Source organism: Pseudothermotoga sp. (genome assembly GCA_025060105.1).
Taxonomy (GTDB): domain Bacteria; phylum Thermotogota; class Thermotogae; order Thermotogales; family DSM-5069; genus Pseudothermotoga_A.
Genome location: JANXCS010000004.1, coordinates 35,376 through 59,386 on the forward strand (window position 1 = coordinate 35,376; position 24,011 = coordinate 59,386).

At 47.8% G+C, this 24,011-nt stretch carries 24 protein-coding genes and 1 tRNA gene; 14 read left to right on the plus strand and 11 right to left on the minus strand.

Annotation, left to right across the window (positions count from 1 at the left end):
- Positions 1 to 6: 6 nt before the first annotated feature.
- Positions 7 to 1,041 carry an aspartate-semialdehyde dehydrogenase gene (asd, locus tag NZ875_04915; GenBank protein ID MCS7175078.1) on the plus strand — a complete coding sequence of 345 codons (1,035 nt, stop codon included), beginning with the start codon at positions 7 to 9 and terminating at the stop codon, positions 1,039 to 1,041.
- Positions 1,038 to 1,547: a hypothetical protein gene (locus tag NZ875_04920; GenBank protein MCS7175079.1), complete on the plus strand. Its 510-nt coding sequence runs from the start codon at positions 1,038 to 1,040 to the stop codon at positions 1,545 to 1,547. The genes asd and NZ875_04920 overlap by 4 nt, the downstream gene beginning before the upstream one ends.
- Here NZ875_04920 and rsmD read toward each other — a convergent pair.
- From rsmD to NZ875_04935, 3 genes are read right to left on the minus strand one after another with little or no spacing between them, the layout of a single operon-like run.
- A complete protein-coding gene (gene rsmD, locus NZ875_04925; GenBank protein MCS7175080.1) occupies positions 1,513 to 2,058 on the minus strand; it encodes a 16S rRNA (guanine(966)-N(2))-methyltransferase RsmD in 546 nt (181 codons plus the stop codon). The genes NZ875_04920 and rsmD overlap by 35 nt on opposite strands.
- A 6-nt stretch (positions 2,059 to 2,064) precedes the next feature.
- On the minus strand, positions 2,065 to 3,300 hold the full coding sequence (locus NZ875_04930; protein ID MCS7175081.1) for a 6-phospho-beta-glucosidase: 1,236 nt from the start codon (positions 3,298 to 3,300) through the stop codon (positions 2,065 to 2,067).
- On the minus strand, positions 3,297 to 4,259 hold the full coding sequence (locus NZ875_04935; GenBank protein ID MCS7175082.1) for an ATPase: 963 nt from the start codon (positions 4,257 to 4,259) through the stop codon (positions 3,297 to 3,299). Before NZ875_04935 ends, NZ875_04930 begins: the two co-directional genes overlap by 4 nt.
- A gap of 84 nt (positions 4,260 to 4,343) precedes the next feature.
- Here NZ875_04935 and NZ875_04940 point away from each other — a divergent pair, with 84 nt between their 5' ends.
- The 7 genes from NZ875_04940 (at position 4,344) to NZ875_04970 (ending at position 12,474) form a co-directional block, all read left to right on the plus strand.
- Complete coding sequence (locus NZ875_04940; GenBank protein MCS7175083.1) at positions 4,344 to 5,858, plus strand: diguanylate cyclase; 1,515 nt, start codon at positions 4,344 to 4,346, stop codon at positions 5,856 to 5,858.
- Positions 5,859 to 5,894: 36 nt separating this feature from the next.
- A tRNA-Leu gene (locus NZ875_04945) sits at positions 5,895 to 5,981 on the plus strand.
- 48 nt (positions 5,982 to 6,029) lie between these two features.
- Positions 6,030 to 6,872 carry a Cof-type HAD-IIB family hydrolase gene (locus NZ875_04950; GenBank protein ID MCS7175084.1) on the plus strand — a complete coding sequence of 281 codons (843 nt, stop codon included), beginning with the start codon at positions 6,030 to 6,032 and terminating at the stop codon, positions 6,870 to 6,872.
- On the plus strand, positions 6,869 to 8,365 hold the full coding sequence (lnt, locus tag NZ875_04955; protein MCS7175085.1) for an apolipoprotein N-acyltransferase: 1,497 nt from the start codon (positions 6,869 to 6,871) through the stop codon (positions 8,363 to 8,365). The genes NZ875_04950 and lnt overlap by 4 nt, the downstream gene beginning before the upstream one ends.
- A complete protein-coding gene (locus tag NZ875_04960; protein MCS7175086.1) occupies positions 8,362 to 9,534 on the plus strand; it encodes a phosphopentomutase in 1,173 nt (390 codons plus the stop codon). The genes lnt and NZ875_04960 overlap by 4 nt, the downstream gene beginning before the upstream one ends.
- A gap of 4 nt (positions 9,535 to 9,538) precedes the next feature.
- Positions 9,539 to 10,789, plus strand: coding sequence for a 2-hydroxyacyl-CoA dehydratase family protein (locus NZ875_04965; protein ID MCS7175087.1), 1,251 nt, complete (start codon positions 9,539 to 9,541; stop codon positions 10,787 to 10,789).
- Complete coding sequence (locus tag NZ875_04970; GenBank protein MCS7175088.1) at positions 10,786 to 12,474, plus strand: acyl-CoA dehydratase activase; 1,689 nt, start codon at positions 10,786 to 10,788, stop codon at positions 12,472 to 12,474. Before NZ875_04965 ends, NZ875_04970 begins: the two co-directional genes overlap by 4 nt.
- On the opposite strand, the gene ispE is transcribed toward NZ875_04970, so the two are convergent.
- From ispE to NZ875_05010, 8 genes are read right to left on the minus strand one after another with little or no spacing between them, the layout of a single operon-like run.
- Positions 12,459 to 13,265, minus strand: coding sequence for a 4-(cytidine 5'-diphospho)-2-C-methyl-D-erythritol kinase (gene ispE, locus NZ875_04975; GenBank protein MCS7175089.1), 807 nt, complete (start codon positions 13,263 to 13,265; stop codon positions 12,459 to 12,461). The two genes, NZ875_04970 and ispE, sit on opposite strands and share 16 nt — an antisense overlap.
- On the minus strand, positions 13,217 to 13,804 hold the full coding sequence (locus NZ875_04980) for an NUDIX domain-containing protein (GenBank protein ID MCS7175090.1): 588 nt from the start codon (positions 13,802 to 13,804) through the stop codon (positions 13,217 to 13,219). The genes ispE and NZ875_04980 overlap by 49 nt, the downstream gene beginning before the upstream one ends.
- Positions 13,767 to 14,357, minus strand: coding sequence for a thymidine kinase (locus NZ875_04985; GenBank protein ID MCS7175091.1), 591 nt, complete (start codon positions 14,355 to 14,357; stop codon positions 13,767 to 13,769). Before NZ875_04985 ends, NZ875_04980 begins: the two co-directional genes overlap by 38 nt.
- 3 nt (positions 14,358 to 14,360) lie before the next feature.
- On the minus strand, positions 14,361 to 15,224 hold the full coding sequence (locus NZ875_04990) for a tyrosine-type recombinase/integrase (protein MCS7175092.1): 864 nt from the start codon (positions 15,222 to 15,224) through the stop codon (positions 14,361 to 14,363).
- Positions 15,225 to 15,230: 6 nt separating this feature from the next.
- A complete protein-coding gene (locus NZ875_04995; GenBank protein MCS7175093.1) occupies positions 15,231 to 16,505 on the minus strand; it encodes an SLC13 family permease in 1,275 nt (424 codons plus the stop codon).
- A gap of 4 nt (positions 16,506 to 16,509) precedes the next feature.
- A complete protein-coding gene (locus tag NZ875_05000; protein MCS7175094.1) occupies positions 16,510 to 17,760 on the minus strand; it encodes a molybdopterin molybdotransferase MoeA in 1,251 nt (416 codons plus the stop codon).
- 10 nt (positions 17,761 to 17,770) lie between these two features.
- Positions 17,771 to 18,259, minus strand: coding sequence for a MogA/MoaB family molybdenum cofactor biosynthesis protein (locus tag NZ875_05005; GenBank protein ID MCS7175095.1), 489 nt, complete (start codon positions 18,257 to 18,259; stop codon positions 17,771 to 17,773).
- Positions 18,256 to 20,169 (minus strand): molybdopterin biosynthesis protein, encoded by a 1,914-nt coding sequence (locus NZ875_05010; protein ID MCS7175096.1) that lies wholly within the window; start codon positions 20,167 to 20,169, stop codon positions 18,256 to 18,258. The genes NZ875_05005 and NZ875_05010 overlap by 4 nt, the downstream gene beginning before the upstream one ends.
- Before the next feature lie 61 nt (positions 20,170 to 20,230).
- Between NZ875_05010 and NZ875_05015 the strand changes: the two genes are divergently transcribed.
- The 5 genes from NZ875_05015 to NZ875_05035 all read left to right on the plus strand — a co-directional run bounded on the left by NZ875_05015 (position 20,231) and on the right by NZ875_05035 (position 24,009).
- The gene (locus tag NZ875_05015; GenBank protein MCS7175097.1) at positions 20,231 to 20,644 is read left to right on the plus strand and encodes a MaoC family dehydratase; all 414 of its coding nucleotides are present in this window, start codon (positions 20,231 to 20,233) and stop codon (positions 20,642 to 20,644) included.
- Positions 20,641 to 21,402 carry a 16S rRNA (adenine(1518)-N(6)/adenine(1519)-N(6))-dimethyltransferase RsmA gene (rsmA, locus tag NZ875_05020; GenBank protein MCS7175098.1) on the plus strand — a complete coding sequence of 254 codons (762 nt, stop codon included), beginning with the start codon at positions 20,641 to 20,643 and terminating at the stop codon, positions 21,400 to 21,402. The genes NZ875_05015 and rsmA overlap by 4 nt, the downstream gene beginning before the upstream one ends.
- On the plus strand, positions 21,356 to 23,080 hold the full coding sequence (locus NZ875_05025) for a sigma-54-dependent Fis family transcriptional regulator (protein MCS7175099.1): 1,725 nt from the start codon (positions 21,356 to 21,358) through the stop codon (positions 23,078 to 23,080). Before rsmA ends, NZ875_05025 begins: the two co-directional genes overlap by 47 nt.
- A gap of 73 nt (positions 23,081 to 23,153) precedes the next feature.
- Entirely contained in the window at positions 23,154 to 23,315 is a 162-nt protein-coding gene (locus NZ875_05030) for a hypothetical protein (GenBank protein ID MCS7175100.1), read from the plus strand.
- A gap of 10 nt (positions 23,316 to 23,325) precedes the next feature.
- The gene (locus tag NZ875_05035; GenBank protein ID MCS7175101.1) at positions 23,326 to 24,009 is read left to right on the plus strand and encodes an ABC transporter ATP-binding protein; all 684 of its coding nucleotides are present in this window, start codon (positions 23,326 to 23,328) and stop codon (positions 24,007 to 24,009) included.
- Positions 24,010 to 24,011: the final 2 nt, after the last annotated feature.

Genomic DNA, 24,011 nt, shown 5'->3' on the forward strand with positions numbered 1-24,011 from the left:
GAAAACATGAAGAAAAAAGTGGCCATTTTGGGAGCCACCGGCACAGTTGGTCAGAGGTTCATACAGCTGCTTGCGAACCATCCGTTCTTCGAGATAGCCGTGCTGGCCGCGTCCGAATCCTCCGCCGGAAAAAAGTACGGCGAGGTGGTGCACTGGCATCTAAATTGTGAGATCCCAGAAAAAGTTCGCGATATGACCGTCGTGAGCGTTGATTCGTCGTTCGATTGCGATTACATCTTTTCGGCTCTACCTTCGGACATCGCTGGGCCGATAGAAACACGCCTCGTCGAACAAGGCTATACCGTGTTCTCCAACGCGGCGAGCCACAGGATGGATGAAAACGTCCCACTCTTAGTGCCGGAAGTCAATCTGGAGCACATAAAACTTATAGAAAGTCAGAAAACGAAAGGCAGGTTGATAACCAATCCAAACTGCTCCACGACGGGCCTCGTGATGGTGCTGAAGCCCATCATGGATCTATTCGGGATAGAGTTCGTCAGTGTTGTGACGATGCAAGCCGTATCTGGGGCAGGTTATCCTGGAGTAGCTTCACTGGACATACTCGACAACGTGATACCTCACATAAAGAACGAGGAAGAAAAGATGTGTACCGAGCCGAAGAAGATTCTGGGTAAATTGGAAGAATCGAGATTGAACTTCGCACAGTTCGAAATCGTTGCACAGTGTAACAGAGTACCGGTTCAAGATGGCCACATGCTCAGCGCGTACGTTGAAACCTGTGAGAAGGTAAAGCTAGAAAAGTTCGTGAAGTTCATCGAAGATTTCAAACCACTGAAGAGTTACCATTTGCCCACAGCACCTGAACATCCTTTGATGTATCTGCCATACAAGGATGCCCCACAACCGAGACTCCACAGAGACCTCGGCAAAGGCATGACGGTGAGTGTGGGAAGGTTGGTTCAGGTGTCTGAACGATCGCTCAGGTTCGTTGCGTTGGTGCACAACACGGTCAGAGGTGCAGCTGGATGTGCCGTGCTGAACGCGGAGGTGTACGAACTGCTTTACGGGAAAAACGCTTGAGTTTCGTCACCACCCAGTTGATCATCTATCTGTTCGTCTCTCTGACCTTCTTGGGAATAACGGCGCTGTGTTTGAACACAGTGATTTCGCACCTTTTCCAGACAACGCAGAGTTTGGAGGGAGACCTCGACTTGATGATGGCCCTCGATTCCATGAGGCACGATTTTTGGTATAAATCGATCTGCGTTGCACAGGTGAGCGCGAACGCGCTGAGTTTCAGGGAGAAGGTCGATGGCAAGGAAAAGTCTGTTTGGTACAGGATCGACATCGAAGATGGAAACTACGTGCTCAAAAGGGTGGCGAACGACGGTGTCAACGTCATCTACAGTTCAAAAGAGCCTGTGAGCTTTTATGAAGCCGAAGGAATCTGGGGTGTGAGGATCGGCTCGTTGTGCTTCGAGATGCTGAACGCCACTCCGTCGAGTGTGCGGGAAAAACTCGGATTGAAAACAGGGGAACTGCCACCGTTCCTCACACCGAGGTACTTCGGATGTGCCTCAGAATGATCAGCTCGCTATCACCGTAGACTCTACGTTTGAGAATTTCGAATTCCTCAGGAACGATCACATCTTCTTTTTTGGACTTTTCCACCACGATGATCTCTGCCGTTTTCTTCTTGGCGAGCCAACGCAGAGCTTCCTCAACGAGTCCGAGCCCGTAGGGTGGATCGAGAAAAGCTATGTCGAAACGTTCCGTGTTTTTCTCTAAAAACCTTCTGAAGTCCATGCACAGCACCTTGAGCTCCACGTTCAATTTCTTCGCGTTCTCTTTGGCAACTTTTGTCGCCAACTTTGAGACATCGACGGCGATGGCTCTGCTTGCTCCTCTGCTCAAAGCTTCGAGCGAGACCACCGCACTGCCACAGAAAAGTTCAAGAAAACTTTTGTCGGTCACGTCCACCATACTGAACAACGCTTGCCTCACCATCGAACTGGTGTAGCGCGTCTTGGGATCCGGTACAGGCTGGATCTTTCTACCTTTGAACGTCCCTCCGGTGATCTGGAGCAAAGGGAACACCTCTTTTCATGACAATCGAACGTATTCTCTGTTCGCTTCAAGGATTTCCTCAAGGAGCTCTCTGACGTTGTGAGACCTTGGACCGAGTGGATGCAAAAGTAAAGCTTTCATCGCGATGGACTTAGATTTCTTCAGATAAGCCTCTATGGTGAGTCTTTCGTACATCTTGATCGTGTGGATCAACCCCACGGCGAATTGATCCGCTTCACCCAAGCTTACGGGTAGCACCCTTTTAGACTTCGTTAAACATGGTATTTCCAACACATAATCGCTCGGAAGATTTTGGATCGACCCATCGTTTTTGGTGTTGACGATGTGCACAGAATTGTTGGACAACGCTAGATCTCTTATGAGCATCGCGGCGGCCGTCGAGTAAAGGCTACCTCCCCTGAGTGAAAGCTCTTCAGGTATGCTGTCAAACTTCTCGTAATGTTGGAAGAGTCTCTCCTCGATCTCTAGAACCTTTTGGGCCCGTGTCCCTTCTTTCATCAACTTGTTCAGCACAGTCTGTGTGGAGAGATAGTAACGCAGATAGGGATTCACAAAAAGACCCAGTGAAGAGATCAACCAAGCAGGTAACTCTGGCTCGCTCTGCTGTGAAACCTTGTTGAACAACTCGTTGGTGACGTCTTTGTTTTTGAACCACACTTTTTCGATGAAACTCAGATGGTTCAGCCCATAATATTTGACGAAAATATCTTCCACGTTGCACGAAAAAAGTTTGGAAATATGCTTCAAAACGTTGATAGGAACGTTGCATAGGCCTATGAACCTTTCGAATCCAAGATAGTTCAGTACGAACTCGGTGATGTGACCAGAAGGATTGGTGAAGTTGATTATCAACGCTTCACTGTTTTTATCGATGAGATCCACATAATTCTCAATCACACCGAAAGCTCTGAGAGCAGCGGCGAACCCTCCAACACCCGTAGTCTCTTGACCGATGAGGCCGTATTTGAGTGGAATTTCTTCATCGAGCTTTCGCGACTTCAAACCACCTGGTCTGAACTGAAAAATCACATAATCTGCTCTTCTCACAGCTTGGACAAAATCTGAGGTTTTGAAGAGGGCAAAACAACCTTTGATGAGCCTTTCGCAAAAGCTGTGCATGATGTGCAACCTTCTTTCGTCCACGTCGTGAAACCAAACTTGATCCAAATCCAACTCTTTCGCCACACACATCAAACCCGAGATGAGTTCCGGTGTGTAACTACTACCAGCACCGATCACCGCGATCTTCATGGCTCATTCCCCCAAAAGCCGATCAACCTTTCGATTGAGTGTCGATCGAACTTGTGATTCGAAAATTCCGCCGCGAGCAGGACCGCCCCAACCACAGGTGGATGTTTCGGAACAACGATCCGATACTCTGGTCCAACCGCACTGAGGATCATCTCCAAAAGGATCGGATCGGCGTTTTTGAAGAAGCTTCCCTCCAGAACCAACTTGATGGGTGGGGTGAAATCGAGTTTCATTCTGAAAGCCTTCACTACGCTCACAACTTCGTCTACGATCCGACAGAGTATCTTCAACGCGACAAAATCATGTTGGTTCGCCGCACAAAAGAGTGTCTTGATCAACAAGATGGAATATTCTCTCATCTTTTCGTAGTCGCCTTCGTACTCGTAATGCATGATATCTTCTATTTTCCCACCGATCTGAGATTCAAACATCTGGATCATCTTCGTATGTTCAGACCTACCGTCCTTTCCCCTGACGATCGACGAGGCAACCAAACCGGCGATGATGTAAGAACCCAAGCGTTCACCGAAGAACTCTGAAAAACCACCCATCCTCTCCATTCTCTTCCCATCACAGGCGTAATTGATCCCACCAGTGCCACAACTGACGAGGATACCCACATCGTCCAAGGTCCCAGACCTCAGAGCGATCCTCCCATCGTTGTCGAAAGCGTATCTCCTCAAACCGATCCGATCGAGGATCGTTCGAACGATCTTGATCTCGTAGTCGAAATCCGCCCCAGCCACACCGAAAAAGCCCGCTTCGATATCTTGAAGACTCAAAGAAGCCTTTTCCAACGCTTTCGAGATCGTTTCCATCAAATTGTTGTAAGCTTTCTCCACACCCAATCCCTGATAATTCGCTCCCGGCCCTTCTTGAAAAGCCACCGTTCTTCCTTCATGGTCAACGATCAAAACGTGTGTCTTAGTGCCACCGACATCGACGCCCAGAAAGTACACAACCTCACCCCCAACGGAGAGCGATACCAAAAATTTAGTATAATCTAATCTAAGAAAGAAAACATGAACAAAGAGGTGTCTCAGGTGCGATTCAAGCCAAACCTTTACGTCATTTCCTTCATCTTGGCCGCCGCGTTCTTCGCGCTTCTAGTCTATCCGATGATGTTCGTTTTTCCCAAACTGGACACACTGGTGCAAAGCTATCAACTGAACAGTCTAAGAGGGTATTTGGACATGATCTTGAATTTAGTGGAGCTGTACCATTCTGAAAGTGCCGAAGGAGCGATGTCCGAAGAATCGGCAAAGAAAGAGGCGCTGAGACTAATCAAAAGTTCCTTTTATGGACCAGAGGGAAAGGATTATTTCTTCGTTCTGGATACCGACGGCGTATTGTTGGCCCATCCATACTATCCAGAGCTCGAGGGTCAGAAAGGTTTGGAGTCGGACAACATCGTTTTTTCCAGAGCGGTCAGTAGCATCGTTCAGGGAGCAAAGCAGGGAAAAGATCACGTTGAGTACGAATGGTACGTGTACGGCGAGAAAAAGATTCAAAGGAAACTGACTGTCATTCGCGTTTTTAAACCTTGGAACTGGATCATAGGCACAGGTCTGTACAGTCAAACTCTGACGGAGCAGATCAAACGCGTTCGGATGAACTTTTGGCAGGTGGAAGGCGTTTCCGCAATCAGCTTCTTTTTGGTACTGATCCTCTTCCTTCGGATGATGAATCGATACCAAGCAGAAAAAGAAAAACTTCTGAACAAAGTTCAGCAAGAAAAAGAGAAGTTTCATGCCATTTTGAGTTCTATCCCCACACCGATCGCAATCTTTGAGGAATTGGAGCTAACCTTCATGAACGAAGCGTTCAAAAACACGTTTTTCAGTGAAGGTAGTTCTGAAATCGTCAAATCGGATGTTTTGGAATTGTTGAAACAGCTCACAAAAGAAGTTCAAAAAAAGAAAAGCGATGTAAGTAGGGCCTCCAAGCTCGGTGACGAAAGCCAAGAGAAGTGGTTTCACATCCACGCCGTACCACACTTTGAAAATGGAGAAGTTCGAGGAGCGATGTTCGTTTTGACAGAGATCACAGAACATGTGCAAAAGATCAATCTTTGGAAAGCGAAGGCCGAGACCGATGCACTCACCGGTTTGTCCAACAGGAGCGTTCTGGAAGAACTCGGAGAACACACGTTCATCCTCGGCAAGAACTTCTGTGTACTCATGTTCGATGTGGACGAGTTCAAGCAGATAAACGACAAACATGGCCATATTGTGGGAGATCTGGTTTTGAAAGAATTCGCAATGAGGCTTTCCAAAAGCGTTAGGAAAGATACGGTGTTGATACGCTACGGTGGTGATGAATTTCTCGCTATAGTTCCAAACATCGACTTGGAAGGTGCTTTACGTATTGCAAAGAGGTTCCAAGAGAATTTGAAGCAAAAGCTCGTTATGTCCGAGATCACGTTGACGTTGAGCGCTTCGATAGGCATTTCAGAGTTTCCCAGAGACGGTCACGATCTGCAAAGCCTCATAAGTTTGGCGGACAAACGTATGTACAAGGCCAAAGCGTCGGGCAAAGGAAACATCTGCGCCGATTGACATTACCAACGATCACATGGTAAAATTTTGACGGCTGCCGAGGTGGTGGAATTGGCAGACACGCATGGTTGAGGGCCATGTGGGCCTCGGCCCGTGCGGGTTCAAGTCCCGCCCTCGGCACCAGAGGGAGCGAAAGCTCCCTTTTTTGCTATACTTTCATGGGTGGTTCGTTTGATCAAGCTGGTCTGCATAGATCTGGACGGAACGTTGTTGAACAATCAAAAACACATCTCTAAGATGGACAAACAAGCTGTGAAGCGCGCAGTTGAACTCGGTGTACATGTTACGATCTTCACCGGCAGAAGCTTTGGCTCGGCTTCACATTATTTGAGAGAGCTTGAAATCCAGATACCTGCCGTTTTTCAAAACGGTGCTTTGATCATAGATCCAGTGAGCATGAAGATTTACCAGCGAATCGAGCTCGATTCCAAGGTGGCGAGCCATTTTGTCGAACTGTGCAGGTTGAACGGTGTGTATCCAGCGATCTACGAATCTTTCTTCGCAGAGAAGGATATACTCGTGGAAAAACCTTACGAAGGAGCCTTCGCCCAGTATTTTCAACTCAACTCGCACCGGATCAGGATGGTGAAAGATTTGCTGAAAGTACTCGAGCACAGACCGAGTGTGGTCGAAATCGCGCTGGTTGGAAAAATCGAAGATGTCAACAAGTTGACTCAACAAGTTGAAGAATCTCTCCGTGATGTTTACACTCCGATCGAGAATCAGAGGAAAGATGGGGAAACTTTCGTGGAGATCTTCGGACCAAACGTCGGCAAAGAAAGAGCGTTGGAGTTCTTTTTGAAAATGTATCGAGTTAGACCAGATGAAGTCATGTACATAGGTGACAATTTGAACGATGAATCGATCATGCGCATGGTTGGGATAGCTGTGGCCATGCAGAACGCACCGGATGAGATCAAAAGGATCGCAACTTATGTGACTGACAGCAACGATGAATGCGGTGTCGCGAAAGCTTTGGAGAGATTCGTCCTTCAGGAGCGTGTGTACGAATGAGCCTTTTACTTTTGGTACTTTCTAGTGTTCTGACTGCTCTTTCCATGCCTGGTTTTTTGTTTGGCTTCTTCGTTTGGTTCGGACTAGTTTTTTTATTCTTAGCCTTGGAGGACAAAAATCCCCTTGTGAGTGCTCTGTACGGGTTTCTTTACTTTTACATCTTCAGTGCCATCAATCTGTTTTGGGTTCTACCAGTCTTGGTTGAAAATCTACCGAGGACATTCTCGAGGTTTCCAGGATGGCTTGGTTTCTTTGTCTTTCTGATCATGTTGGCTATAGAAGCCTTACCTTTCGCAGCGTTCGGCTTGATTTACTCTCTCGGTAGAAGATCGACCGAGAATTGGCCTTGGCTCGACTTACTCTTCGTCGCTTCCGCCTACACACTGATGGATTATCTGAGGGGCCTTGGCGAAATGGGTTTCACCGGTGGGACCTTGGCGGATGCCCTCTACAGGGAAGTCGGCGTGCTACAGCTAGCACCTTTGATCGGTTCTTATGGTTTGACCTTCCTCATCGTGCTGGTGAACAGAGCGCTCTACATGCTGATGAAGAAGAGTTCCAAACCCATAGAAAGGATCGCCTTCGTCGTTTTACTGATCATCTCTGTCTCACACGTGGTGGAAAGCTTTTTACCCCCACCACAGAAGGGTGAAACGAAGCTAGTCGCACTGCAAACTCACGTTACTCCCAAAAAGAAGTACAGCTCTTCGTCTTTGGAACTCTACTCGGAGATCGAAAAACATTTGGAAAAACTTTCCAACAATCTCGTCATCCTTCCGGAAGATACGTTCCCAACGGATCCAACGAAGAATCCTGTCGGAGAAAAAATGCTCGAACTTTCGAACAGAAACAATCTGAAGATCCTTTTTGGAGCGATATCAACGAACGGTGGTGCGAAGAACAGTATCTTTCTAGTTGAAAGTTCTAATGTGAGAAAGGTCTATTCCAAGGTCAAGCTGTTCCCGTTCGTGGAGATGCTTCCTTACGAGAAAATCTTCGGTATGTTCGATTTTTTGAAAGGTTTATCGTACCTCGAGCCTGGCGAAAACTTTTTGCCAGTGAGTTTGGAAAACTATCCCTCGCTCGGCATTCAAATATGCTTCGAATCTTACTTCAGCGAGCCTTCAAGAAACTTGGTGAAAAACGGTGCAGAGGTTCTCGTCGTTTGTACCAACGACGGTTGGTTCGATTTCAACACGGCTTTGAAGCAACATTTCTCAAAATCCGTTTTCAGGGCCGTAGAGACGAGGAGACAGATCATACAGGTTTCCAACGCAGGTATAACCGGTGTTGTAGACCCATACGGAAGGATCACCAAGGTCCTTCCCGTGAGGAGTTACGGATCCATGGAGATAGAACTTTCTCCAAAGAGAGGAGAAACGTTCTACACGAAGTACGGTGATCTCATCGTTTGGTTCTGCCTGGCTGTCATCTTGCTGACGTTGTTGCTACCAGGTCAAAGGAGGATTCGCGTGAGGAGGGTTTGGGGATGAGAGTGATAGCGATCGTGCTCGACAGCGTCGGTATAGGAGAGCTTCCAGACTCGCATCTGTATGGAGATGAAGGTAGCAACACGCTCGTCAACACGGCGAAGGCTGTCGGTGGGCTGAACTTACCGAACCTCGCGAAGATGGGGTTGGGTAATCTGGACGACATACTCGGTGTTCCAAAGATGAAGGCCATCGGTGCCTTCGGTGTCATGAAAGAAAAGAGTGCAGGAAAAGATTCCACCACGGGACACTGGGAACTCTCAGGTATCGTGTTGAAGAAGCCGTTCGATCTCTTTCCCAACGGTTTTCCCGAAGCACTCGTGAAGGAATTCGAGCGAAGGGTTGGCAGGAAGGTGATAGGTAACAAGCCGGCCTCGGGCACGGAAATCATAAAAGAACTCGGCTTGGAACATGAAAGGACCGGTGCCTTGATAGTCTACACGTCCGCAGACAGCGTGTTTCAGATCGCCGCCAAGGAAGAGATCGTTCCTGTTGAAGAACTCTACAGATACTGTGAGATCGCCAGAAGTTTGCTCGACGAAATGGGTTTCAAAGTGGCCAGGGTCATCGCGAGACCTTTCACTGGTGAATGGCCAAACTATGTGAGAACACCAAGGAGGCACGACTATTCTCTACCACCCGAAGGCCGAACCTTGCTCGATGTGCTCACGGAAAATCGGATACCTGTGTATGGCGTTGGTAAGATATACGATCTTTACGCCGGGAAGGGGATAACGGAGAGCTTCAAGACGGAAGACAACATGGACGGTGTCGATAAGACTGTATGGTTGATGAAGAACAAAAGACAACGGTGTATGATCTTCACCAACCTGGTCGATTACGATATGAAATACGGACACAGAAACGATGTGAAGGGCTACGCGAAGGCGTTGGAAGATTTCGACAGGAGATTACCAGAAATATGGGATGCGATGGAGGAAGACGATGTTCTCTTCATAACGGCCGACCACGGTTGTGATCCGACCACTCCTTCAACGGACCATTCGCGCGAGAAGGTTCCCATCCTGGTGTGCGGATCGAAGGTTTGTCAAAATGTGAACCTTGGTGTGAGAGAATCTTTCGCGGATTTCGGACAAACGGTGGCCGATATCTTCAACGTAGATAAGCTCGACAACGGCGTTTCATTCAAAGATCTGCTTTTCGAGTGTTGAAGATATGAGCAAAAAGAGCGTCGCATACGGAAAATTCGTGAGATATTTTTGGAAAAGACCGAAACTCGCAAAGGAGATACTCAAACTAGGAATAAAACTCGAACTGGCGAGGCGCCGAGTGGTCGCCAACATCAAAAACGATTTTGCGAGCTGGGTGGATTCAGTAGCCCTCTCCATCGTCAGCTCAGCTTTCGAAGGTGGAAAGATCGCTCTGGTCAATCTCTTCTTCCCTGTAGAAATCATGGCAGGATTCAATCTGAAATGCGTATCGGCCGAAGGGTTGGCTGGAATGCTGGCTGCGATGCATTTGGAGGATCTCGCCCTGAACCGAGCGGAAGCGATGGGCATATCGAAAAACACTTGTTCGTTCCACAGAGCGGGGTTGGGCCTGAATCTGTTGAAGATGGTGAGCAACGCCAAGGTCGTTGCAGCCACGAACGCGCTCTGCGATGGAAACGTTCCGATCTTCAAAACGATCGCACAGATCCATGGTTTAGACCCATTGATCGTTGATGTTCCAAGAACGTTCGATCAATCCAGTGTTCACAGCGTGTCTCAACAGTTGGAAGGAATCGTCCACGAGTTGGAAAACGAGTTGAATCAAAGTTTCAACTACTCGAAGTTTGAGGAACAGTTGAAAATTGAATCAGAGATCTTTGGAACCTTGCGAGAGCTTTATCCAAAACTCTGCGAAAATCCCGTCGGATTACATCTCTATCAACATGTGAATTTGTTGTATGCATTGCACGTTAGACCAGATGTGCACATGCTCAAAGCGGTGCGAGCGCTTCGAAAACAACTCGACTCGAATGCACCTACCTTCAAGAAAAGGTTTCTTTGGATGCACCTGAGCCCTTATTACGACAACGTTCTGAACGATATCTTCTCTAAAGATAGCCAATATTCGGTGGTGGCGAGCGAACTTTCATGGGACTGGCTCAACTGGAAGATAGATGTGGCGCATCCGTTCAAGTGTTTGGCCGAAAAGATACTTTCCAATCCGCTGCTCGGAGACGTCGAGACGAGGGCGAAGTTCGCCCTGCGGTTGGCTTTCGATTTCAAGGTGGATGGAGTGATCCACTTCAACCATTTTGGATGCAAACAGTCATCCGGTTCAGTCGAAATATTGAAGAACGCTTTCGATGAGGTGAGGATACCTTTCCTATCGCTCGATGGAGACTGTGTTGATCACACCAGCGCTTCTTTTGAACAGTACAAAACGCGGATCCAAGCGTTTCTGGAGATGATCGGATGATAGTCTACAACTGTCCACTTGTTCCTTTCGAATTCTTCCATGCATTGAAGGTACCGTTCAGAAGAATCCGACCGAACTCGATCGAGTTTCAAAAACTTCATCCTAACGTGTGCTCTTTCTGCAGGAGTGCCGTTTGTTCCGTTGAACCGAACGACGTGCTCGTTTGGGTCGATTCGTGTGATTCGATGCGCCGAGCGTACGACTTTTTGAAAAAGACGAACAGATCTTTCTATCTGCACGTTCCTGTAAAAAATGACAAAGTAGTCCTACGCGCTTTCGCAGACGAGTTGAGAAAACTTTGGGAAAAACTGAAGGAAACTTTCAACAGGGAAGTGCCGGTGAGTGAGCTTGAAGAGACACATTCTTGGTTTCTAGAATCGTCAAAAAACTTGGAAAAGGCACTTTTTGAAGATCCTTACAAGGCAAAAGAACTCTTTGAAAGTCTTTCGAACCAAGAATGGATCGGCTCGACGAAGAAAGACACATTGAAGGTGCTTTTGGTGGGGTCTTGGGTGAGCGAAGAGCTGGTCAAGTTCATAGAGGACTCTGGAGCGTGTGTGCTGAATGCGACGTGTTCTGGTCCGTACGCGTTGTTGTCGGATATTCAAATGAAAAGCAACGTCTTCGAATCGATCGCTTCAAGGATATTGAGCAAAAAACTCGTGTGCGGAAGGTTCAGCTCGGACAGAAAATTGAGCGAACTTGTGAAATCGTTCGAACCTTCTGCTGTTGTGTTGCACACCGCGAAGTTCTGCGACTTTTATCATTTCGATGGGCAAATCTTGGAAAAGTTGAAAGTTCCTTTCGTCAGCGTTGAAGAAAATTTCTCATCTGGAGGTTTTGAACAAACAAAAACGAGAATCGGAGCTCTTTTGGAGAGTTTGAAGAGATTTTCAAAGCCTGCGTTGAACTTTTCGTATTTCATAGGTATAGACAGCGGTTCTACGAGCACGAAATTGGTTGCCATCGATAGATCTGGAAACATACTTCTACAGGAAATTTTGAAAACGGGTGCCGATCCCAAGGAGTCTGCGAAACGACTGTTGATGAAGAGTTCGCAGGAACTGAAGATCTCCCATGAGGACGTCTTCGTCGTTGCGACCGGCTACGGTCGTGACGCGATCGATTTCGCACAGGAACGTGTGACTGAAATAACTTGTCATGCCATCGGTGTCAGTTACCTGTACGAGAACGTTGGGACGATCATCGACATCGGAGGACAAGACAGCAAGGTGATCAGACTGGAGGATGGAAAAGTCGTCGATTTCGTCATGAACGACAAATGTGCGGCTGGAACGGGCAGATTTCTCGAGATCGTGGCTTCCATTCTGGAAACACCCATAGAAGCCTTGGGAGAAGAATCTTTGAAGTCAAAACAAGAACTCAACATCAGCAGTGTTTGTGCGGTGTTCGCGGAGAGTGAGATCATCTCACTCAGGAGCAAAGGTTATCACAAACAGGATATAATCCGCGCCGCACACGAAGCCATCGCTCGAAGGATATACGCTATGTATCAGAGGGTCAAAGGACGACCTCCGATCGTTCTGACCGGTGGGGTTGCCCTGAACAAAGGCTTGAAATGGGCACTCGAAAAGTTGATGGGTGTTGAGCTGATCGTTCCCAAAAATCCGATCACAACAGGTGCACTCGGCGCCGCACTGATCGGTCTTCAGCAAAAAACGTGATTCCCTCCGCTCTCACGAACGGAAAAGACACAGCTACCAGTTCCTGTGAGCTGTGCGACGATTGGATTCGTAGTCCAAGCCTTCAAAAGCGTTCGTTTTATCTCTTCATGCATGTTGCAGACCAGTTCTTGAAAAATGTTGTAAGATAAAGCTTTGATCGCATCGAAATCGCGTTTCAGATAAGCTTCATAAAGCTTTTCTACAGGTTTTGGACCTCTGTTGAAGTTTCTCTCTTCGAGCATCCGATAAGCCATCGCGGTGCTCACACTCACGTTTGGGCAGAACAGATCCACCGTGTAACCAGTTATAGGACTGAGCGGTGTGATTTTTTCACCTTTACCTTCAACGATGGCCGTACCACCGAAGAGCAGGAACGGAACATCCGAACCAACTTCTGAAGCGATTTGAAGCAAGTCTAGATTCGACACCTTCAATTTTTTGGCGAGGAATCTGAGCGTCGCTGCAGCATCTGAGCTTCCACCACCCAAGCCCGATCCTATGGGTATGCGTTTCTTCAAAACCACTTTCAAACCGAAATCCGTAGGATGGTACTTGTTGAACGCTCTGTAGGCTTTTTCCACCAAGTTCTGACCCTCTATAGGAGCATTGCATTCGACGATGATTCCTTTGGTTTTTTCGATTTCGAAGAACAACAATTCATCGTGAAGGCTTATCGTTTGAAACAGACCCACGATGTCGTGATAGCCGTCTGGTCGTCTCGCAACCACGTCCAAGTACAGATTCAGTTTCGCGTAAGCCCTCTCAGAAAATCCAACGTCAGCTTCGACCATCCTTCCAGCTCTTCCTCCCACTGGGTGATTTCTTCAAGGCTCTTGAACCACCACTCGAACATGTCAGGTTCGTTCAAACTTCTGAACTCCACTTCAGCCAAATAAACGATGCCCACATGAACCCTGCTCACGGGGGAACTGAGATCGTTCAGAAGGCCAAGATAGACCATCTTACGAATTTTCGCATCGACTTCTTCGTGTATTTCTCTCTCCATCCCGTTCAAAAAAGCCTTCCAGGGAGTGTCACCATCTTGGAGTGTGATGTGTCCTCCCACCCCGATGGACAGTCTGCCGTGCAACCTTTTCTCTTGCTGTTTGTTGGTACGCCTCAGCAGAAGAAATCTGCCCTCTTGGTTCATCAAAACGTACGGAATCACTTGACGATTCGCTTCATCGAACTCTGCGACGTTCCTGTCGATGAAAAAGCCAAATCTTTCTATCGAATCGCGCAGAAGCTCGAGATCTATTGGGAAAATACCGCTCTCATTATCAACGAGATTCTCAATCACCTTCGTTGGAACCACTAAAACTCGTTCCAAGGCCCTTCACCACCAAGCTGTTGTAACAGTCTCTACAGACTGCGATGTACTTCTCCTTGCCACCCACATCGATCTCTGCATCACCATCGGAAATCTTGTAACTCAGAGTGGCGTTGTGCTCTCCACACAAATGACAAACCGCCTTCTTCTTGATCACCTCGTCGGCGAGTGCGAGGAGTAGCATAGTGGTCTCAAAGGGATTCTGCTTGAAGGTCATGTCCAACCCCGCACAGAAGACGTTGACGTTTTCATCCAAAAGCTTCCTCACTATCCTCACCAGATCTTTATCGAAGAACTGCACTTCGTCTATGAAAACGGCGTCCACCTTCTCTCTGAGATGAGGAAGCATATCTTTTGAGCATTCCACCGACACAGCTTGAGCTTCTAAACCGGAATGCGTCCTCACAACATCAACGCCGTATCTGACATCCAAAGCCGGTTTGAAGAGTAGAGTTTTCTTTCGACCCAATTTGTAGATCTCCAGAAAGGACAACAGCTCCGTGGTTTTACCTGAATACATCGGTCCAACGATGACGGTGAGTTTTCCAGACACGGTTCATTCCTCCTCTATCAAAGAGTTGACTGCAGCAATCTTTTCCTCATCGAGCAGGTGTAGATACGTACTCGTGGTGGAGAGATTCGCGTGACCCAAGAGTTCTTGAACGACCCTCACGTTCACCTTTCGTTGCAGTAAGTGTGTTGCGAAAGAGTGGCGCAACGTGTGTGGATGTATTTTTTTCTTTATACCGCAGAGGTTGGCATATTTGCGTACGATCCTGAACACAGTACTAGGATGTATCCTAACTTCTCCACCGAAAAGGAATTGTTCCATCGTTCTTTGTGATTCGGTTATGTAATGTCTCAATTTGTTGGACAAATCGATGTTCAGTGGTACAATTCGATCTTTCCTCCCCTTTCCCATCAAGATCTTCACGAACGCTGGTGAGAAAGAAACATCACTCACTTTCAGATTGCACAGCTCGCTCACTCTCAAGCCACAATAGTACAGAAGGCACAAGATCAAATGATCCCTCTCGTTCCGTTCCGAAGCTCTCAACATCGCTCCGACTTCTTCCCTGGTCAGAAAGTCTGGCATCCTCTTTCTGAGCCTCGGGCTCTTCACCCTTGTCCAAGGATTGTTTGAAACGTAGTTTCTCAACACGAGATAGTCGAAGAAATTTCTCAACGAAGATATCTTCCTCGCCAGCGTTGAAACGCTCATGGGTTTATCGCGATCCTTAGAAATTTGTTTCAAATAGTCTTCACCGTCCTTCACACCGAACGAGTTCAAGGATATACCTTTTTCACGCAAAAATTGTAAAAACTGTGCCACGTCGGTTTGATAAGCGATCACGGTGTTCTCTGAAACTCTGCGTACGAATCTGAGATATTCTACATACTCTTGAAGCAGATTTTCCAAACTCGATCACCATCCTGAGAAACTCAACAAGAGCGCATAAAGGCTGGAAACCATCAGACCGATCAGAACTATCAAAGAAGAAACTTTGAAGAAATCTTTGAACATCAAAGTTTTACCTGTGAACTTCTTCAGCAGGGAAATGGCCACTATGTTGACGGCTGCGCCCATGGGAGTCGTGTTCGAACCGATCCCTATACCAAGGGCGATCGCCCACCAAAGTTGAATCGGATGGCCGAGCTCCACCAGGTGTTTCACCACAGGAACGAGAACCACGGTGGTCGGTACGGCACTCAGCAGAGCCGACATGATGGCTCCGAGCCAAACGAGAAGTAGAGTCAGAAGAAGGGGTGAGCGTATCAACGAAACGAGTCCAGCAAACTTGCTCAGAAGGCCGAGTTCTCTCACAACGTACGTGAGTGAAAATAGCCCCATGAAGAAGAAGAGCGTGTCCCATTCGACCTCTTTTGCAACATCCTCAAAATTCTTTCCAGCGAGGATGAGCGAAAGAGAGGCACCAACGAGTGCGATGAACGCTATGTCGATTTTCAACCTCTCATGAAAAGCGAATCCAACGATGGTGACAACGAAGACGACGATGAGCTTCGAGAGTGTTTTTTTGTCGGTGATAGCTTGTATCGGGTTGGTGGTTGCGAGCTTTCTTAAACCTTCCAGAGATTCCTTCTCTTCATGTATGTCACGGGTCAACAACAGCGCCGATATCAACGTGAGGAGGAACGCTGCAGGGGCCAGATGTGTGATGAAGCTTGTGAAACTCAAGCCACCGGCCAAACCTATTATGATGTTTGGAGGATCGCCTATCATGGTCGAGATTCCACCGATGTTCGAGGCGACTATACCGAGCACGAGCATCCTCGACGGATCAACACCCGCTGCGTCACAGACGAGAAAAAGGATGGGAGCGAATATGAGCAACGTGGTCACATTGTCCAGAAAAGCCGAAAGCACGGCGATGAAGATCATGAGCATCAAAAAAGTCCTTTTCAGTTGTCCCCGTCCAAGTCTCACCGCGTATATGGCGGCCATCTGGAAAAAACCTGTGGTTTTCATCACGGCCACGATGATCATCATACCGAGGAGCAAACCGATCGTGTTGAAGTCGACGACACGTGAAATATTTTCAACCGTGAGCCCCTCAGAGAGTTTCAGAACGGCTGCGATCAAACCTAACAAGAATACTTTCACCGATGTTCTCTGAGTTTTGCTCAATATCACATAGTAGGCTCCGAGAAACAAACCCAAAGCTATGAGCTGCTTGATCATCGTATCACCACCCAGACCAGAGAGGATAGAACTCCGCAAAATCTCCCGCGTAAAGTCCCTCGATGTTCGCCGGCAATCTGATCACACCGTCGGCCATGGCAAGGTTCGAAACTTGTGCCGTTTCGCTCTCCAAAGGTTCAGCCCAAACTTGGGCGTCTCTCACGAAAAGCCTGACTCTGACAAAATGTTCTCTACCTTGTCTGGAGGACACGTTCCTCGCCAGTTTCACCATGCCCACAGGTTTTGGAAGAAAGTCGATCTCACCTTCCAACTTTCTGAGGATGGGTAACAACACGAATCTGGCGCTCACGGTGAAAGAAACTGGATTACCTGGCAAGCCAACCACAGGTTTTCCGTCCAACAAGCCCAGCACCGTCGGTTTACCAGGTTGCATGAGGATCCCGTGGAAAATCACACCAGGTTTTCCCGACCGATTCATCGCAGACTCTGTGAAATCTCTCGTACCTATGGAACTTCCACCGACGATCACGATCGCATCGTGATTTTTCATCGAATCTTTCAACATCTTGAACAGCATCTCTTCGTCATCGCGGCAGAGTCCTACACGTTCTATTCTGAACCCTAAAGATTTCAACCAGCATTCGAGTGTATAGCTGTTGCTGTCGCGCACCTGAGCGATCGATTTATTTTGCTCAAAAGGTTCAACGATCTCATCACCAGTCGATATCACTCCGACACTCACGCGCCGAAACACTTTCAACCGTTGGATCCCAAGTTGAAACATGAGCTGAAGATGACCAGGTCCGATCCTCACACCCTTCGTGACTATCAACTGACCCAACTTCACATCGTCATCCTTTTTGAAAACGTTTTCTCCGACTGCCACGGGCTTCATGACCTCCACGTACTCTCCGAACCTCTGGGTATGCTCGGCCATAACGACGGCATCGGCACCGATCGGCAACATTGCACCGGTAGCGATCCAAGCCGCTTCGTTCTGACCAAGAGGCCTTTTTGGTTCCTCACCAACTTTCACTTCGAAAGCAAAATGCAGGACTGCTGGAAAACTCGTACTGGCACCGGTTGTATCTTTCGCCCTAACAGCATAACCATCCACCAAGGATTTATTGAAACCTGGCAGATCTTGCCTCGCTGGTATGTCCTCAGCGCTCACAAACCCGAGCGATTCGAGCACCGAGATTTGCTCAACCCGATCGAGCGGGTTCACAAGCCGAAGATACTCAGAATAGACTTGTTGGAGTGTAGCGAGCTTGAGAAATCTCATCTCACCCATAACGAGCGCCTCAAAATTTCGAACCACAGTCTTTCGTGGAACCCTTGATCTTCTCGATGGCGTGTGGTATCGCCGGTAAGATCGCTTTTAAATTCTCTCTGACTGCATCTGGACTGCCAGGTAGATTGACGATCAGAGTCTCTTTTTTCACACCCACGACGGCTCGAGACAGCATGGCCGTCGGTGTATGCTTCAGAGCTTCGTTCATCATGGCCATCTCCATGCCATAGAGCCTTTTTTCCACCACCGAGAGTGTCGCCTCGGGTGTCACATCCCTGGGCGAAACACCCGTACCCCCACAGGTGATCACCAAATCGAAACCGTGTTCACACAGATAGAGTAGCTTTTCACGTATCAAGTCCATCTCATCCGGCACAACGAACTTCGCTTCGATCCTTCCGCCGATGTCTCTGAGGAGGTTCTCGACCGTCTCGGCGTTCCTGTCGATCATGAGATTTTTGCTCACTCTATCGCCGATCACGACTATACCCACCTTCATAGCTCTCTACCCTCCAAGATGATCTTTCCCGCCTCGGATACATCGTACCCCGCGTAGGCAGAGGCGAGGTTTCTGAACTCTTTGGATGTTATCACATCGAGTATGATCTTGAAACGTTCATCTTCGAAGAACTCAGGTAGAATCAGAAGATCGTAATCTTCCCAACAGATCGGCACGAAATCTAAATCCATCAACTTCGCAACGTAGGCCACCGCCAAACCGGCGTCTGCCAGACCTTTCTTCACTTTCAAGGCAACACCGATGTGCGTTGACTCCTCGTTTTCATAACCATTTATCTTGCTCGGTTCTATTCCGAGTTTCTCAAGATAATAATCCAAAAGAATCCTAGTTCCTGAGGCTTTCTGTCTGTTGACAAACTTCACATCGCTTTTAGTGAGATCGTACAGTGTCTTGATCGATTTGGGATTTCCTTTCTGCACGACAATGCCCTGAAGTCTCTTGGCGAATTTGACCAGCACGAAATTGTTCAACATTTTCCTCAGATAAGGTAAGTTGTAAGTCTCAGTCTCTGGGTCGAACAGGTGTATCCCACCCAGATGGGCTTGTGCCCTCGCGATCGCCCGTACACCACCCAAACTACCCACGCTCACAACCGTGAGGTTCAGCTTTCGCTCACACAACAGATCAACGAGCCGATCGACGAGTGGATCATTGCTACCCACGAAGAGCACCATGTCGTCGATGTAGCGCTTGGAACTCTCCAGTTTTATCAAAACTTTTTGTCCTTCCTCTATGACTTCCTCACCTTTTGGAACAACGAGTGTGCCGTTCATCCTCGAGAGCGATGACATGACCGCAGATCCTCTCTTAAGTGGAACGAAGACGTACCTTTCTTTGACTTTCGCCACCACACCCCTCACGATCTCGTCTTCACCCACAAAAGAGTGCACACGTCTCACAGACTCGGCTTCGATGAAATCTGCTTCACAATCCCTTCGACCGTACCATTCATCGATGATCGGTTGAACGATCCTCTCAAGCACCGTGAAACACGACGAGGGGAAGCCAGGTAGCCCGATCACTGGCTTTTTCTCCACGATGGATAGAACGGTTGGCTTGCCAGGACGAAGGTTTAAACCGTGCGCGAACACCTCACCCGTTTTTTCGAGTAACCTATAGACGAAATCCTTCTCCCCGGCGGAAGAACCACCTATGAAGAGTAGCATATCGCTCTTTGGTAAGAACGTGTGCAAGGTTTCTTCCAACATTCTCACATCGTCCTTGACGATCTGAAAAACTTCCACTTCTGCTCCCAGCTTCTCCAAGAAAGCTTTGACGAGCGACGAGTTGGTCTCAGGTATGAGACCTTCTTTGAGCTCTGCGGTTGGATCGACGATCTCGTCCCCCGTTGGCACGACCACACACTTCATCTTCTTCAACACATCGACTTCGAACACCCCAGCGGCGAGGAGCAGAGCCAGGTCTTGTGGGGCAAGGCGATGGTATCTTGGAAACAACATGTCGTACTCCACGACGTCTTCACCGATCACCCTGACGTTGTGGAACTGTGGTACAGGTTCAAAAACTTGAACTGAAGAATCTTGCAAAAAATGAACATCTTCTATCATTATCACCGCGTCGAAACCTTCGCGGATAGGTTGACCCGTGTTGACGAATTCGTATCGATCCTTCGCCAACTTCTTCGGTGCGTGCTTGGAGGCGCCGATCGTATCGACGCTCCGAACGGCGATACCATCCACGGCTGCCGCATTGTAGTGTGGTACACTTCTATGCGCAAAAACCGCTGAAGCGAGCGTTCTATCGAGCGCGTCCCTCGTTTTGACTCTTTCCACTTTTCGTTCGAAAAAACCAACGTCCCTCAATCGTTCTAGATAACGCTTAAGTACTTGATCCAAATCCATTTTCTTTAGGTATATCTTCCTCTCCAGAAGATCGCACCTCCGAATAACATTCTACTCCGCAACGTGGTAATATGTAACTTGGGAGCGGATGAGAGTGAAATTCTCAACTTTACAAGTAAACCAAGAGTACGAGACGATGTTCATGGTCACAGAAGAAATGGTGAAAGCCTTCGCGGAGATCACGGGCGATAAGAATCCCATACATTTGGATGATGAGTATGCAAAGAACACACGTTTTGGAAGAAAAATCTGTCATGGTATGCTCGTAGCCTCGCTGATCTCGAAGGTCCTTGGTATGGATTTCCCAGGTCCAGGAACGATTTTGGTTAGGCAGCAGCTGACTTACAGGGCTCCCGTGTTCGTTGGTGAAGCTGTGAAAGTTCATGTGCGTGTGATCGAAAAAAAGGAAGAGAAGAAAAGAGCGATCCTTCAAACGAACGTTTTGAAGATGGACGGTTCTACTGCCATCGAAGGACAAGCTGAGATCTTGATCGAACAGTGAGACGGTACGGCCAGCATTTCCTCGTATGTGAGTGGGTGGGCCAGGAACTTTCAAAATTATTGGATCCTTCCAGAGAAGATACAATCGTAGAGATAGGATGCGGAAAAGGCTTTTTAACGAGTTTCACCGCCAAACTCGGTTGTCGACTGCTTTGTTATGAAATCGACGAGACATTGGTTGAAGAGTTCAAAAGGAACGTTTCTGGGAACGTCGAGCTGAGGTTGAAAGATTTTCTGAAAGTGTCGCCAAACGAGATCGAAGGAGCACAGTTGTGCTACGGAAGTATACCTTATCAGATATCGTCGAAAATCATCCGTAAGGTGATCGAACTGGGTTTTAAAAGGTGCATCTTCATCGTCCAAAAAGAGTTCGCAGAGAAGCTCGCTCACGGTCGTGATAAACGGAGATTGACGTTCATCACCGCTTTAACTCAGACTTATTTCGATGTTCGCGTCCTTTTCCACGTTCCAAGAACTTGCTTCGATCCTCCTCCGAAGGTGGATTCGACCATGGTCGAACTCGTCAGGAAACGGACGCCGCTCGATTTGAAAAGGTATGAGGAATTCCTCAGAAGACTCTTTTCGAGACCAAACAAAACGCTCAAAAATGCACTCAAAACGTTGTCTATAGATTACCAGGGGCCTTTTGAAAACGTGCGAGTTTTCAACGCGAATGTTGATCAAATAGTTAAAATTTATTTGGAGTGGTGTTATGACGAGGGCGGAACTTTTCGAAACGGTCCTCAACTCCATAGTTGAAGGCATCATCATAGTGGACAGAGATGGAAAGGTAGTTTACATAAACAGACAAGCCTCGATCATACTCGGTATTCCACCTTCCAGCGCTATCAACAAACATGTGGTCGACGTGATACCGAACACGAGGTTGCACATCGTTGTTCAAACGGGCAAGGCCGAGATAGATCACATTCAAAACATAGGCGAAGTCAAAATAATAACCTCGAGGATACCCATCAGAGACCAACAAGGTAACGTCATAGGTGCCGTAGCGATATTCAGAGACATCACGAGCGTTCAGAAGATGGTCGAAGAAGTCACAAACCTTCGAGAAATGGAAGCACTCTTGAAAGCGATCATAGAATCCACCAACGATGCCATATCTGTTGCCGATGCCGAAGGAAAGATCGTGATGGTCAACAAGGCTTACACGAAAATAACGGGATTCTCAGCACAGGAAGTGATAGGCAAACCCGCCACGATAGACATCGCAGAAGGAGAAAGCATGCACATGAAAGTTGCGCAAACGAAACAGCCCATCTATGGGGCCAGGTTGCTGGTGGGTCCAACGCGCAAAGAAGTTGTGGTGGACGTGACACCTCTGTTCGTCAAGGGTGAATTCAAAGGTAGTGTCGGTGTGATACACGATGTGTCGGAGATCGTACGTCTGAGCAGGGAACTCGAAGAAATGCGACGGATCATGAGACGTCTCAGCGCCAGATATACCTTCGAAGACATCGTGGCCGAGAGTGCGAAGATGAAGGCCGTGATAGAACAAGCCATGAAGGTGGCACACACGCCTGCAACGGTTCTGCTGAGAGGAGAAAGTGGTACAGGTAAAGAGTTGCTCGCACACGCGATACACAACGCAAGCGACAGGAAAGACCAACCTTTCGTGAGCGTCAACTGTGCAGCGATACCAGAAACCGTGCTGGAGTCAGAACTGTTCGGTTATGCACCCGGTGCTTTCACCGGCGCACGCAGGGAAGGTAAGAAAGGCTTACTCGAAGAAGCACACAAAGGCACCGTGTTTCTCGACGAAGTCGGTAAGATGCCTCTCTCATTACAGCCCAAACTTCTGAGGTTCTTGGAAACGAAGGAGATATCACCGGTCGGTGGAACAAAACCGATCAAGATAGATGTGAGGATCATAGCCGCAACGAACATGAACTTGGAAAAGATGGTGGAAGACGGCTCGTTTCTGCCGGACCTGTACTTCAGGCTCAACGTGTTCCCAATACACATACCACCTCTCAGAGAACGGAAAGAGGACATACCTGCACTCGTGCAGTACATCATAAAGAAGCTGAATCAGGAATATGGAAGGATAGTGGAGGGAATATCTCCAGAAGCGTTGCACAAGTTGATATCCTACGATTGGCCGGGGAATGTGAGAGAACTGGAGAACATAATCGGCAGGGCCATGATAACCATGGAACCCAGTGAGAGGTTCATCAGGGCTCACCATCTTCCACCGTTGAAGGTCAGTTACCAAACTCACGAGATCGCAGGTGAAGTGAAAGATCTGAAGCGCACACTGAGACAGTACGAGAAAAGTTTAATAACAAAATCTTTAGAGCAGAACGACTGGGATGTCCAAAAAACAGCCAAAGAACTCGGCTTGAGTGTCAGGACTCTTTATTACAGGATGAAACTTTTGCAGATCAGCAGGCCAACGAACAGGAAACGTCAGTTTTAAACTTAGCTAAAAGGTGAGGTAATTGACGAGTTTTAATATCTTCATGTGAGTCATCAAATTGCGAGGTGATACCATGCAGAAGTCAAAAAAGAATCTGAAGACTTTGTCTCAATACGAGCTGTTGAAACTCTTGAAGGACGGACAAGAGGGAGCCAAAGAGGAAGTCTTCAGGAGGATGTCTTTGGAAAACGGTGATGAAAATGGAAGAAAGCCAGAAAGCAACAAGAAGTCGTAGTTGCGTTGAGTTGAAGAACTTCTCCATGACCATAGACAACGTCCCTGTGCTTAGAGACATAAACCTTTCCTTCGAGGCAGGACAACTGACGGTCATATATGGTCCAAGAGGTGCAGGTAAATCCGCTCTGCTCAGATCCCTGTCTAGACTGAACAAGGAGATCTATGAGAACGTCGAGTGGGTTGGAGAGCTGTTGATAAACGAAAAGCCTGTACAAGTTTATGACAAAAAATTGCTCAGACAGATGGTCTCCTACGTGGAGCCTTCTTTCGTGGAGGCGATGGATGAACTCACATTCGCAGAATTCATCAAAATAACACTGTCCGAATCGAAGGCTTCCCTGGAGGACTTTGCCTCGGAACTCGATAGACTCGGTGTTCTGAAGTTCCTCAAGCGTGAACTCAAGACCCCCATAAGACAGTTCTACACCATGGAAAAAATCATGCTCCTACTCTTCACGGCGATCGTCAGAAAGTCTATCATCGTGGTGTTAGATTGCATACTGGACCATCTGGACGACGACACTCTGTCACCTGTCTTGAAGGAACTTTTGAACATAAAAGAGGACAGAATCGTGATCCTCAGCACCAGACAGAAAACGAGGTTCCTTCCGTTCGCAGATCAGTTTGTGACCATGAAGGATGGTAGAATCGAATACAGAGGATCAGCGAAAGCGTTCGTACTGGAGAGGTGAAA

What these genes read in the sequence shown, in the direction of transcription:
- asd (MCS7175078.1), top strand. Translation starts at nt 7, where the DNA reads ATGAAGAAAAAAGTGGCCATTTTGGGAGCCACCGGCACAGTTGGTCAG.
- NZ875_04930 (MCS7175081.1), bottom strand. Translation starts at nt 3,300, where the DNA reads ATGAAGATCGCGGTGATCGGTGCTGGTAGTAGTTACACACCGGAACTC.
- lnt (MCS7175085.1), top strand. Translation starts at nt 6,869, where the DNA reads ATGAGCCTTTTACTTTTGGTACTTTCTAGTGTTCTGACTGCTCTTTCC.
- NZ875_04960 (MCS7175086.1), top strand. Translation starts at nt 8,362, where the DNA reads ATGAGAGTGATAGCGATCGTGCTCGACAGCGTCGGTATAGGAGAGCTT.
- NZ875_04965 (MCS7175087.1), top strand. Translation starts at nt 9,539, where the DNA reads ATGAGCAAAAAGAGCGTCGCATACGGAAAATTCGTGAGATATTTTTGG.
- NZ875_04970 (MCS7175088.1), top strand. Translation starts at nt 10,786, where the DNA reads ATGATAGTCTACAACTGTCCACTTGTTCCTTTCGAATTCTTCCATGCA.
- ispE (MCS7175089.1), bottom strand. Translation starts at nt 13,265, where the DNA reads ATGGTCGAAGCTGACGTTGGATTTTCTGAGAGGGCTTACGCGAAACTG.
- NZ875_04995 (MCS7175093.1), bottom strand. Translation starts at nt 16,505, where the DNA reads ATGATCAAGCAGCTCATAGCTTTGGGTTTGTTTCTCGGAGCCTACTAT.
- NZ875_05000 (MCS7175094.1), bottom strand. Translation starts at nt 17,760, where the DNA reads ATGGGTGAGATGAGATTTCTCAAGCTCGCTACACTCCAACAAGTCTAT.
- NZ875_05005 (MCS7175095.1), bottom strand. Translation starts at nt 18,259, where the DNA reads ATGAAGGTGGGTATAGTCGTGATCGGCGATAGAGTGAGCAAAAATCTC.
- NZ875_05015 (MCS7175097.1), top strand. Translation starts at nt 20,231, where the DNA reads ATGAGAGTGAAATTCTCAACTTTACAAGTAAACCAAGAGTACGAGACG.
- NZ875_05025 (MCS7175099.1), top strand. Translation starts at nt 21,356, where the DNA reads ATGACGAGGGCGGAACTTTTCGAAACGGTCCTCAACTCCATAGTTGAA.
- NZ875_05030 (MCS7175100.1), top strand. Translation starts at nt 23,154, where the DNA reads ATGCAGAAGTCAAAAAAGAATCTGAAGACTTTGTCTCAATACGAGCTG.